10 protein-coding genes are annotated in these 12,237 nt (G+C 62.2%); 4 read left to right on the forward strand and 6 right to left on the reverse strand.

Annotation, left to right across the window (positions count from 1 at the left end):
* Nucleotides 1–219 precede the first annotated feature (219 nt).
* The 4 genes from ureE (at nt 220) to ACI2KA_RS17345 (ending at nt 3,093) form a co-directional block, all read left to right on the forward strand.
* Nucleotides 220–723: an urease accessory protein UreE gene (gene ureE, locus ACI2KA_RS17330; protein ID WP_404503698.1), complete on the forward strand. Its 504-nt coding sequence runs from the start codon at nt 220–222 to the stop codon at nt 721–723.
* A 3-nt stretch (nt 724–726) separates the two neighbouring features.
* Nucleotides 727–1,398 (forward strand): urease accessory protein UreF, encoded by a 672-nt coding sequence (locus tag ACI2KA_RS17335; protein ID WP_404503699.1) that lies wholly within the window; start codon nt 727–729, stop codon nt 1,396–1,398.
* A gap of 255 nt (nt 1,399–1,653) precedes the next feature.
* The gene (gene ureG, locus ACI2KA_RS17340) at nt 1,654–2,265 is read left to right on the forward strand and encodes an urease accessory protein UreG (RefSeq protein ID WP_065114033.1); all 612 of its coding nucleotides are present in this window, start codon (nt 1,654–1,656) and stop codon (nt 2,263–2,265) included.
* A 3-nt stretch (nt 2,266–2,268) separates the two neighbouring features.
* The gene (locus tag ACI2KA_RS17345; protein ID WP_404503700.1) at nt 2,269–3,093 is read left to right on the forward strand and encodes an MBL fold metallo-hydrolase; all 825 of its coding nucleotides are present in this window, start codon (nt 2,269–2,271) and stop codon (nt 3,091–3,093) included.
* A 71-nt stretch (nt 3,094–3,164) separates the two neighbouring features.
* On the opposite strand, the gene ACI2KA_RS17350 is transcribed toward ACI2KA_RS17345, so the two are convergent.
* The 6 genes from ACI2KA_RS17350 to ACI2KA_RS17375 form a co-directional block, all read right to left on the reverse strand.
* Nucleotides 3,165–3,854: a Crp/Fnr family transcriptional regulator gene (locus ACI2KA_RS17350; protein WP_404503701.1), complete on the reverse strand. Its 690-nt coding sequence runs from the start codon at nt 3,852–3,854 to the stop codon at nt 3,165–3,167.
* Nucleotides 3,855–4,274: 420 nt separating this feature from the next.
* On the reverse strand, nt 4,275–7,595 hold the full coding sequence (locus ACI2KA_RS17355; RefSeq protein WP_404503702.1) for an efflux RND transporter permease subunit: 3,321 nt from the start codon (nt 7,593–7,595) through the stop codon (nt 4,275–4,277).
* A gap of 13 nt (nt 7,596–7,608) precedes the next feature.
* Entirely contained in the window at nt 7,609–8,802 is a 1,194-nt protein-coding gene (locus ACI2KA_RS17360; RefSeq protein ID WP_404503703.1) for an efflux RND transporter periplasmic adaptor subunit, read from the reverse strand.
* Between the two features lie 501 nt (nt 8,803–9,303).
* A complete protein-coding gene (locus tag ACI2KA_RS17365; RefSeq protein WP_404503704.1) occupies nt 9,304–10,296 on the reverse strand; it encodes an ABC transporter substrate-binding protein in 993 nt (330 codons plus the stop codon).
* Nucleotides 10,297–10,317: 21 nt separating this feature from the next.
* Nucleotides 10,318–11,190 carry an ABC transporter permease gene (locus ACI2KA_RS17370; protein ID WP_404503705.1) on the reverse strand — a complete coding sequence of 291 codons (873 nt, stop codon included), beginning with the start codon at nt 11,188–11,190 and terminating at the stop codon, nt 10,318–10,320.
* The gene (locus ACI2KA_RS17375; protein WP_404503706.1) at nt 11,187–12,071 is read right to left on the reverse strand and encodes an ABC transporter permease; all 885 of its coding nucleotides are present in this window, start codon (nt 12,069–12,071) and stop codon (nt 11,187–11,189) included. The genes ACI2KA_RS17370 and ACI2KA_RS17375 overlap by 4 nt, the downstream gene beginning before the upstream one ends.
* Nucleotides 12,072–12,237: the final 166 nt, after the last annotated feature.

The following is a 12,237-nucleotide window of genomic DNA, read 5'->3' on the forward strand; positions in this document are numbered from 1 at the left end:
TTCGTTTTCTGGGACGTGATTGTCTTTCGCGGTGCCGCCTCGTCCACATACCGTCACCCCGGACTAGATCCGGCATGACGGAGGAGAAGTTGCCGGGTGCCTCAAATCTTTCCGCCGACAATTCCGACCCTTATTCATGCTCTGAAAACACGCCTTGAAATCCCCCCGGCTATCCGTCAAAAATCAGAGCCTCAAGACAGTTCTCGAACGGATCATCCCATGCTGCGCGTTACCTCCTACCATCCAGCCGGAACCCCTGGCGACGAGCCTTCCGGTTATGTCACGCTGGCGCATGACCAGCGGCACCTGCGCCGCAAGCTGCTGCATCTGCAAAATGACGATATGGTGATGCTCGATCTGAAGGAAGCCGTGCTGTTTGCCCATGGGGACCTTCTGGTGGTAGAGAACGGCGATCTGATCGAGGTTCGCGCTGCCGATGAAAAGCTCTTTGAAATCAAGGCCAGGGATCGGCTTCACCTGATCGAGCTCGCCTGGCATCTGGGCAACCGCCATCTTTCGGCGCAGATAGAGGAGGAGCGCATTCTCATCCTGCGCGACCACGTCATCCGCGCCATGCTGGAAGGTCTCGACGCCACCGTGCGGGATGTGGAAGAGCCGTTCCAGCCGGCGCGCGGCGCCTATCATGCCCATGGCGGCCATTCCCACGGTCACGGGCACGGCCATGATCACGGGCATGACCACCACCATCACGATCACGGCTGAGCCGTGAGCGACGATCGCGGCGTTGCCGCGCTGTTGCGGCTCATGGCCTGGCTGTCGCCGGCCTTTCCCGTCGGCGGTTTTTCCTATTCCGGCGGGCTGGAAAAGGCGGTGGAGGACGGACGCGTCCGTGATGCCTCCGGGCTCGGCGGCTGGGTGGAGACGCTTCTGCGGTGCGGCAGCCTCTGGAACGATGCGGTGTTTCTGGCGGATGCCTGGCGCAGGCATGTGGATGCCGCCGCCTTGACGGAAACGGCCGATCTGGCGCGGGCCTTAGCCGGCTCGGCGGAGCGATACCGCGAAACGGTGCTTCTGGGGGATGCCTTCATTGCCGCCGCAGGCGCATGGCCGCATGTTGTTCTCGAGCTTTTGCCGCAGGAGTGTCCATATCCTGTCGCCGTCGGGGCCGTGGCCGCTGCGCATGGGGTGCCGCTCAGGGAAACGCTTGCCGCTTTCGCACATGCCGGCGTCTCGCAGCTGGTTTCGGCCGGCATTCGCCTCGGCGTCGCCGGCCAGAAGGATGGCGTCGCCATTCTGGCGGCAAGCGAGGCAGTGATTGCGGAGATGGCGGCGCGGGCTGCGGTATCTGCGCTCGACGACCTTGGCAGCGCCACGATCCTTGCCGATACGGCGGCGATGCGTCACGAGGTGCAGGGGACGCGGCTTTTCCGTTCCTGAAGCTACGGCAATCGACGGGGCGAGGGCATGCCGCCTGTTTCTTCTTTTCGAAGGGGTCGCGGCAGCGGGATGAGTGGGCGAGCCCTCGGTTTATCTCCGGGGTCGCCCCTTCATCCGACCCTTTAGGCCACCTTCACCCCGTCGGGGAGAAGAAACAAGCGGCATGATCCTTGCATATCTTGAAGCGAAAATCGGAGGAGATATGGTGAGACAGGACCAAAGCATGATGAAGGAAACACAGTCGTGAAATCGGGCATGAAATCGGGCAATGGCCCGCTGCGCGTCGGCATCGGCGGACCGGTGGGTTCGGGCAAGACGGCGCTGACGGAAAAGCTCTGCAAGGCGATGAGCGCCGATTATTCCGTCGCCGTCGTTACCAACGATATCTATACGAAAGAGGATGCCGAGGCGCTGGTGCGCATGCAGGCGCTGCCGTCCGAACGTATCGTCGGCGTGGAGACGGGCGGGTGTCCGCATACCGCGATCCGGGAAGATGCGACGATCAATTTGCAGGCGATTGCCGGGCTCAATGCGCGGTTTCCCGATCTCGACGTGGTTTTCATCGAATCCGGCGGCGACAATCTGGCCGCAACCTTTTCGCCCGATCTTGCCGATATCACCATCTATGTGATTTCCGTCTGCCAGGGCGAGGAAATTCCGCGCAAGGGCGGGCCGGGCATCACCCGATCCGACCTGCTGGTCATCAACAAGAAGGACCTCGCACCTTATGTCGGGGCCGACCTGACGGTGATGGACAATGATGCGACCCGCATGCGCAATGCCATGCCCTTCGTTTTCACCGACATGAAGCGTGGCGACGGTGTGGAGCGTATCGTCGGTTTCCTGAAAGAGCAGGGCGGTCTCTGAGCCATGACTGCGGTTTTGCGCTTCGGCCCCTATGCCGTGTCCCGTTTTGTCGACGGCGTCTACAAGGCGCCGGTCGGCCATCTCATCCATCGGCGGGGCGAGGCTGCGCTGGCCGCGGTTCTAGCCGGGCTTCAAGGCGAGACGGTGGATGTGGATGTCAATTGTTTCGCGATCTCCGGGCCTGACGGTCTCTGGCTGGTCGATGCCGGTTGCGGCACGGCCTGGGGCGCCGCCTATGGCCATTCCCGCGCAGCGATGATCGCTGCCGGTCTTTCGCCGGACGATGTGAGGCGTGTCATCCTCACCCATATTCACGGCGACCACGCGCTTGGCCTCATCGATGGCGACCGGCCTTATTTTCCCAATGCGGAAATATGGGTGCCCGAGGCCGATCTGGCCTTTTTTACCAGCGCGGATGCCCGCAAGGCCATGCCGCCCGCCCGGCAGGGCGGTTTCGATCTTGCCGCCCGGCTGCTCGATATTTGCGGCGCGATGTTGCGGCCGATACCCATGGGCACGATTGCCGACGAGATCGAGGCGATCGCCATGCCGGGACACACGCCGGGGCATATGGCCTATCTCATCGGCAGCGGCGATAACCGGCTGCTTTTATGGGGCGATGTGCTGCATGTCAGCGGATTGCAGGCGGACGATCCGGGCATCGCCTTCGTTTACGATATCGATTCCGAACTTGCCCATGCGACCCGTCTCGAAGCGCTGGCGGCGGCCGCTGACCATGGCTGGCTGGTGTCCGGTGGTCATCTCGGCGGGTTTTTCCACATCGAGCGGCAGGGTGAGGGGTTCCGCTTCGTGCCGCAGCCGGGCTGATTTTGGCTTTCGGGAATCGTCAAGGGCGGGTTGCCGGCCGGCATCCCGCCCTTCTTCCTCTCCCGGTGTTTTCAGATCTGCTTCAACGCGGCGACGTCGTTGACCTGCACGATACGGCCACGCACGGTGACGCCTGACTTTTTCAATGCCGAGAAGGCGCGCGACAGGGCTTCCGGCGCAAGGCCGAGCTTGCCGGCAAGCAGGCTTTTCTGGAACGGCAGCCGCAGCGAAAAGGATGTCGCGTCACGCGGACCCTGGTTGATGAGGTAATGGGCGACACGCTGTGGCGCCGTCTGCAGCCGGTCATTGGCGATGCAGTCCATGGTGGCCAGCAGGCTGTTGGACAGGCAGCGCATGACGGCCTTGGCGATTGCCGGTTCCTGATCGATCAGACCGCGGATTCTCGTCAGTTCGAAACGCGCCACGGTGCAGTTTTCCGCCGCCTGCGCGCTGTAACGATAGGTGTCGCTGCCGAAAATCAGGCATTCGTTGAAGGTATCGCCCGGACCGCTGACGCGCACATCCGCCTCCCGCCCATGCCGGTCCAGCCGGTAAAGCCGAACATAGCCGGACAGGACGCAGTAAAAATGCTGCGCGGCTTCGCCTTCCTTAAAAAGCATGTGACGGGCGTTGACATTGGTGATGGTCGCCGCCTCCATCAGCTTCAGCGCCGCGGCGTCATCCGCTATCCCGATCAAGGGTGCGCGCAGCAGAATGTTCCTGTCCCTGTTGCTCAGCTTCACGGTCTTGTTCACGTCCATCCGGCTCCCGCTCAAACCTTTTGCCGGGCTGTCCGAAGCGATACGGAACCTGGGCTGTTCGTGCTCCCTCGCGCCTATCTGCAAAGAACTCATCGCATTATCCTTCGACCGGCAATTCCCGATGGGAGGGAGATTAGCAGGTCGTCTGGAAAGCGAATTGATTTCGATCAAAGAGGCATTAGCCGTTTTACGGCGGAGGGATGCGGCCGGGTGGAGGTGTTGCCCAAACATCCGTGTGGCGTATTCACTCGGGCTCGACGGAATCGTCGGATCTCTATGTTATCCTCGGGCTTGACCCGAACATCCATCCATCTACCGGAAACCGGCAGCCTTGATCCTCGGGTCAAGCCCGAGGGTGACGCAGGAGAGAGGCTTCGCCACAAAGAGAAACGCCGGGCACGAGGCCCGGCGCCAGGACTTTCACTCCGCGGCGAGCGGCGGCAGCCGCAATATGTTGCTGCCCTTTTCGCCCGTCTTGTCGCTGCTTCCCTTTTCCATGCTGGCGACCCGCGCCTCCAGCGAGGAGAGCGCCAGGCTGTTTTCGCGGGCGATCTCCGAGAGTTTCTCGTTGGAGAGGGCTTCTTCCTCCTCTTCCTTCTTGCCGACGAAGCGGCCGAAGAGGTGGGCGAGCAGGCGCGACAGGTCGTCCATGATCAGGAAGAAGGCCGGCACCACGATGAGCGACAGCACCGTCGAGACGATGATGCCGCCGATCACCGCAATCGCCATCGGCGCGCGGAAGGAGCCGCCTTCGCCGACGCCGAGTGCCGAGGGCAACATGCCCGCCGACATGGCGATGGAGGTCATGATGATCGGGCGGGCGCGCTTGCGGCCGGCCTCCACCATGGCATGTACCCGTTCCATGCCGTGGCGGCGCATTTCGATGGCGAAATCCACCAGCAGGATGGCGTTTTTCGTCACGATGCCCATCAGCATCAGGATGCCGATGAGAACCGGCATGGAGAGCGCGTTCTGCGTGATGATGAGCGCGACCGCCACGCCGCCGATGGCGAGCGGCAGCGAGAACAGGATGGTGAAGGGCTGGATGACATCCTTGAACAGCAGGATGAGCACCACCAGCACCAGCATCAGGCCGAGCAGCATGGCGTTGACGAAGCCCTGCTGCATTTCGCCCTGCACCTTGGCGTCGCCGCTTTCGGCAAGGCGGACGCTTGCCGGCAGCTCGGTTTCCGACACGATGCGCTTGAATTCGGCCGTCGAGGTATCGAGCGCCGTGCCGAAGGGCACGTCGGAGCCGATGGAAACGACGCGGTTGCGGTCGTTGCGCTTGATCGAGCTTGGACCTTCCGAATAGTCGATATCGGCGACGCTGTAGAGCGGCACCAGCGACCCGGAGGCGGTCTTGATCTTCAGCGCGCGGATGGTGGCAAGGTCCCGGCGGGTGTCGAGCGATGCCTGTACGCGGATCGGGATCTGCCGGTCATCCAGCGAGATTTTCGTCAGCTGCGCGTCGATATCGCCGATGGTGGCGACACGCACGGTCTGCGAAATCTGCTGCGGGGTGATGCCGAGGCGGGCGATTTCATCCTTGCGCGGGCGGATCTGCAGTTCGGGACGCGGCAGAGCGCCCTCCGAGCTGACATTGGCAAGGATGGGCGAGGCGCGCAGGCGGCTTTCGAGCACGCCGACGGCGTCGTTCAGATCCTTCTCGTTCGACGAGAGGAAGTTGAAGGAGAGCTCGCGTTCCGCGCGGTCGTTCAGCTTGATGATGCGGACATCCGGAATGCCGCGCACCTTGGCGAAAATATCCCGCTCCACATCCCATTGCGGACGTATGCGGCCTTTCTCCTCCACCTTCGGCAGATATTGGCCGATCAGCGGAATGGAGCCGAGACCCTTGTTGACGACGGTTTTCAGCAGCGAGTGGTCGATATGCTGGAGGATGACGTTGACCGTGGCGCGGCGAAGCTCCAGATCGCCCTTGGGCGAGGCGCCGCCGAGGATGAAGACGCTTTCCACGCCGTTGATGTCACGAATGGCGTGATAGATTTCGGTCGTCGTCCGGTCCGTTTCATCCAGCGTCGCATTGGGCGGTAGTTCCACCGAAAGCGTGACGCGCGAGGCATCATCCGGCGGCAGGAAGCTGCCGGGAACGCCGGCAAGAAGAATGACGGAGGCGATGAGGAAACCGATTGCGCCGATGAGGGTGAGGTAACGCGCCCACCACTTGCGGGTGGTGGCGGAAACCATGCGCGTATAGGCCTTCATCAGCCGGCCGTCATTGTCGTGATGGTCGTCCATCGCGTCTTCGGCACGCATCAGATAGGCCGCCATCAGCGGCGTGATGAGGCGCGCCACCGCCAGCGAGAAGAACACCGAGAAGGCAACTGTCAGGCCGAACTGGATGAAGTACTGGCCGGGAATGCCGGGCATGAACGAGACGGGCACGAAGACGGCGATGATGGTGAAGCTGGTGGCGATGACGGCGAGGCCGATTTCATCCGCCGCTTCCAGCGAGGCCCGGTAGGGCGTCTTGCCCATCTTGATGTGGCGGGCGATGTTCTCGATTTCGACGATGGCGTCGTCCACGAGAATACCCGTGGCGAGCGTCAGCGCCAGGAAGCTGACAAGGTTGAGCGAGAAGCCCATGATATCCATGATCCAGAAGGTCGGGATCGCGGAAAGCGGCAGGGCCACGGCGGCAATCAGCGTCGCGCGCCAGTTCCTGAGGAAGAGCAGGACGACGATGACGGCAAGGATCGCGCCTTCGATCAGCGTGTCCAGCGCCGCCTTGTAGTTGCCATAGGTGAAATAGACGGCGTCATCGACCATCTGGATCGAGACGTCCGGATGGTCCCTGCGCACCTGATCGAGGCTCTGCGCCACGGTTTCGGCAACCGAGACCTCGCTTGCGCCCTTGGATCGGAACACCGCGAAGGTGACGGCGGGGTTGCCGTTGAAGCGCGAGAAGGACTTCTGTTCCTGATAGGTGTCGGTGACCGTGCCGAGCTCAGAGAGCTTGACGAAACGGCCGTTGGAAAGCGCAATCGTGGTATTGGCGAGCTGGCTGACGTCGCGTGTGTCGCCGAGCGTGCGGATCGTCTGCTCATTGCCGCCCACCTGGCCGCGGCCGGAGCCGAGGTCGATATTGGTGCCGCGCAGCTGGCTGTTCACCTCGCTGGCGGTGATGCCATAGGCGTCGAGCTTTTCGGGGCTCAGCGACACACGCACCTCGCGGTCGGCGCCGCCGTAACGGTCGACCTTGCCGATGCCGGACTGGCCCTGCAGCGAACGCTTGATGGTGTCATCCACGAACCAGGACAGCTCTTCCAGCGTCATGTTCGGCGAAGACACGGCAAAGGTCTGGATTGCCTGGCCCTCGACGTCGATCTTGCTGACGACCGGCACCTCGATATCGGCGGGCAGGTCGCTGCGGATCTTGTCGATGGCGTCCTTGGTGTCCTGAACCGCTTCTTCCGTCGGTTTTTCGATGCGGAAGATGACCGTGGTTGTCGACTGGCCGTCGACCACGGTGGACTGGATCTCGTCGACGCCGCTGATGGCGGCGACGGCGTCCTCGATCTCCTTCGTCACCTGCATTTCCAGCTCGGAGGGCGAAGCGCCGCTCTGGGTCACGGTGACGGCGACGACGGGAACGTCGATATTGGGAAAACGGGTGATCGGCAGGGTCTTGAAGGCCTGCATGCCGAGGATCATCAAAAGCGCGAAGCCAAGCAGCGGCGCAATCGGGTTACGGATTGACCATGCGGAGAAGTTCATTTCATTCCCTCAGTCAGTTGGACGCAGCCGTCTGGGCTTCCACCGGTCTTATCCGGTCACCATCACGCACGAATGCTCCAGCTTTCTCGACAACCTTGTCTCCAGCGGCAAGGCCGCTGACGATCTCGATGAAACCACCGTCTTCTATGCCGGTCTCTATCTTCACCTGCTTGACGATGTCGCCCTCCACCTTGCGGGTGGTCGAGCCTTCGCGTCCGGAGGTGACGGCCGACAGCGGCAAGGCGAGCGCATTCGTCTCCTCGACGATGATCGCCGCGCTGGCATACATGCCGGACCGCGCCGGGCTGTTTGCCGGCAGCACCACATGCACCGAACCGAGGCGCGTCGTGGGATCGACGGTGGGCGAGACGAGGCGCACCTTGCCCTCTATTTTCTCAGCTCCGCCGGCAACCGTCAAATAGGCTTTCTGGCCGGCCTTGACCTTCTGGATGTCGGTTTCGGACAGATCGGCGACGAGTTCGATGGCGCCGTCCTTGATAACGGTGAAAAGCGGGTTGCCGGAGCCGCTGGCGATTGCGCCGACCTTGGCGTTCTTGGCGGAGACGATGCCGGCCACGGGGGTCTTAACGCCGGTGCGCGTCAGTTTGAGATCGATGTCGTCGATCTGCGCGTCAACGACCTTGATGTCGGCCTCGCCGGCGGAAACGGCCTGGCGGGCGGCGTTGAGCTTGGCGGCCGCCACTTCGGCCTGCGCCTGGGTCTGTTCCACCTGCGAGATGGAGCCGGAACCGCTCTGGCCGAGCCTTGCGGCGCGGTCGCGCTGGCGGTTCGCGTCGCTTGCGCTCGCCTCGGCCTCCAGAACCTGCGCCTTGGCCTGCGCCACGGCGGCCTCCGCCTTGGCCTTGTTGGCCTCAAGCTGGCTTTTCTGCAGAAGAAGACTGTCGGAAGACAGCACGGCGAGAACCGCATTGGCCTCCACCCTGTCGCCGATATCGGCATTCAGCGTGTCGATCGACAGGCCGTCGACCAGCGGCTGGACGTAAATCTCGTCCACCGGGCGGATCGTGCCGGTGGCGATGATGCGGTCAACGAGATCGCGTTTTGCGGCATGCGCGACGATGATAGAGGGCAGGTTCTGCTGTTTGACCGGTGCCTGCGCCTCTCCCTCGGCGGCTGCGGAAAAGGGCAGGGCCGTTGCGGAAAGAAGAAGGAAAACAAAGCGGTTAAACGTGACTTTATGCTGCATGTGTCGTGGCTCGCGCAATATTCGATCGCATGTTCTGCAGCCTTGGGGCGTTTCCTAGAAGGTCATGCGATGACGAATGTGAAACAAGGGGTCACAATACTTCCTTTTCGATCCTCCCGATTCAAACGCCCCTCAACGCGAATCTCAAGCACTTTGCCCTCGTGCTTTTTTTACAAGATCAAATTTGGCAGTCTTGTGGGCGGGACTTTAATTGTTGTTGTCGTACAAATCAATCCGCATAGCCACAATGGTTGATATACATTTTTGTATAGGTGCGGATATTGTAATTCGTCAGATGGGTTACCATTGCGCAAGGCGGTCTGGAATTCTGAGAACGCCCAATACGCCGTCATCCTCGGGCTTGACCCGAGGATCCAGGCACATCACCACAATCAAAACGTCGGTAGATCCTCGGGTCAAGCCCGAGGATGGCGGAGGAGAGGTTGCCGTTCACCAAGATCGCGCGGTCATCGCCGCGCGATCTTATCTTCCCGCCCCAGACTACTTCAGCGCCGCATCGGTGATTTCGGTCGTGTAGGCGCCGGATGGTTCCTTGGTGATCACAGGATCGGAGCCGCCGCCGAGCAGGGTTTTCACCGTGCGTTCGTAATCGGCCTTGTCGAGTGCGCCCTTCGAGCCGGCGGTGAGTTTGGCCACTTCACCCATCATGCGCTTCTGGTGTTTTTCGGTCTGGGCGCCAGAGGCGTCGTTTTCGAGGACGATACCGGCGGCCTCGTCCGGGTTTTCTTCCGCAAATTTCCAGCCCTTCATGGAAGCGCGGACGAATTTGACCATGTCCTCCTTGAACTTGGCGTCCTTGAGCTTGTCTTCCAGAACATAAAGCCCGTCTTCCAGCGTCGCCACGCCCTCGTCCTCATATTTGAAGGTGACGAGTTCCTCCGGCTTGATGCCGGCATCGATGACCTGCCAATATTCATTGTAGGTCATGGTGGAAATGCAGGCGGCCTGTTTCTGCAGCAGCGGATCGACATTGAAGCCCTGTTTCAGAACCGTGACGCCGTCGGCACCGCCGGTGGTCGGGATTTTGAGATGCGCCATCCAGGACAGGAACGGATATTCATTGCCGAAGAACCAGACGCCGAGCGTCTTGCCCTTGAAATCGTCGGGCTTGGTGATGCCAGTTTCCTTGAGGCAGGTCAGCATCATGCCTGACGACTTGAACGGCTGGGCGATATTGACGAGCGGCACGCCCTTTTCGCGCGTGGCAAGGGCAGACGGCATCCAGTCGACGATGACATCTGCGCCGCCGCCGGCCAGAACCTGCGCGGGGGCGATATCCGGGCCGCCGGGCTTGATATCGACGTCGAGGCCTTCGGCTTCGTAAAAGCCCTTGTCCTTGGCGACGTAATAACCGGCGAACTGAGCCTGGGTCACCCATTTCAGCTGCAGGGTGATCTTGTCGGCGGCCTCGGCGCTCACGGCGGTCAGGATTGACGCGCCGGCAAGAAGCATGGATGCAAGTTTCATTTTCATCGCTGTTCCCTTTTTCGTTATTTACGTTCGTCCCCCACGGACGGACGGATGCCAGAAGGTGACGGCCCGCTCCGCGAGCGCCACCAGACCGTAAAAGCCGGAGCCGGCGAGCGCGGCCACCGCGATCTCGGCCCAGACCATGTCGACATTGCTGCGGCCCATTTCCGCCGAGATGCGGAAACCCATGCCGACGATGGGCGTGCCGAAAAACTCCGCCACGATGGCGCCGATCAGGGCGAGCGTGGAATTGATCTTCAGCGCGTTGAAGATGAAGGGCCAGGCGGCGGGCAGGCGCAGCTTCACCAATGTCTGCCACCAGCCGGCGGCATAGGTGCGCATCAGGTCGCGTTCCATGTGGCTGGAAGCGGCAAGCCCCTGCACCGTGTTCACCAGCATGGGGAAAAAGGTCATGATGACGACGACGGCAACTTTGGACTGCCAGTCGAAACCGAACCACATGACCATGATGGGGGCGATGCCGACCACCGGAAGGGCGGAGACGAAGTTGCTGATGGGCAAGAGCCCGCGCTGCAGGAAGGGCGAACGGTCGATGAGGATGGCGACGATGAAACCGAGGCCGCAGCCGAGCACATAACCGGTCAGCACCGATTTGAGGAAGGTCTGGCGGAAATCCGCCCAGAGGATCGGCAGCGAGCCTAAAAGCCGCGCGAGGATGGCGCTCGGAGCCGGCAAGAGGATGGGCGGCACGGAAAAGCCGCGCACGACGCCTTCCCAGAGCACCACAATGGCAAGGCCGAAGAGGAGGGGCACGGCGATGCGGCTGATGCGCTGTGCCGAAGCGGAAACGAAGCGGCGGCGCACCAGCCATTCGTTGAAGGCCCAGGCGGCAAGCCAGAACAGGATCGCGCCGATAAACCAGAGGGGGTTCGTCATGGCCGTGCTCCCATTCTTTTCAGCACGGCGGCGTGGGCGATGCCGATGATGGAGACCAGCAGTGCGGCGACACCGGCGGCCATGAACAGCGCCGCCCATATCTGTACCGTCTGGCCGTAATAGGAGCCGGAGAGCAGGCGCGCGCCAAGCCCGGCGACAGCGCCTGTCGGCAATTCGCCGACGATGGCGCCGACAAGCGCGATGGCAATGGCGATCTTCAGCGAGGTGAAGAGATAGGGCAGCGCCGATGGCCAGCGCAGCTTCCAGAAAATCTGGCCGGGTGAGGCGTGGTAGGTGTGCATCAGGTCGAGCTGGAGGGTCTCGGGGCTTCTCAGGCCCTTCACCATGCCGACGACGATGGGGAAGAAAGAGAGGTAGGTGGAGATCAGCGCTTTCGGCAGCAGCCCGGAAATGCCGATGGAGTTCAGGACAACGATGATCATTGGCGCGACGGCCAGAATGGGGATCGTCTGGCTGGCGATGATCCACGGCATGACGGAGCGGTCCATGGCGCGGTTATGGATGATGGCGACGGCGAGCAGGATGCCGAGAACCGCGCCGATGGCGAAGCCGAGCAGTGTGGCCGAAAGCGTGATGCCGGCGTGGTAGATCAGGCTGCGCTTGGAGGTGATGGCCTTGTTGACGGTGGTGTCCCAGAGTTCGGCGGCAATCTGGTGCGGGGCGGGGAGGACGGGCCGTTCCTGGGCGAAGGTTTGCGGCAGGAGTTCGAGGAAACCCGGCGTCTGGCCGGCGCGGGTGGCCTGGTCGCGGGCGAAGGGCATGTTGAGATAGACGACGGCGATGTGCCAGAGGATGAGGATGGCGAGGAGGACGGTGAGGATGGGGAGGATGGGGAGGACGCGGTGGCGCAGGAGGGTCATTGCGGTCTCCTCCGAGGGTGGGGGGTACTCTTGCTCCGAGAGTGACGCTCACCCCCCTCTGTCCTGCCGGACATCTCCCCCTCAAGGGGGGAGATCGACTCGCGGATAGGTCTCGCCCATCTCGACGCTTGAGAATGAAGCGGTGCGAGGGCCTCTTGCCGATCTC

Source organism: Agrobacterium sp. NPDC089420 (assembly GCF_044900305.1).
Taxonomy (GTDB): Bacteria; Pseudomonadota; Alphaproteobacteria; order Rhizobiales; family Rhizobiaceae; genus Agrobacterium.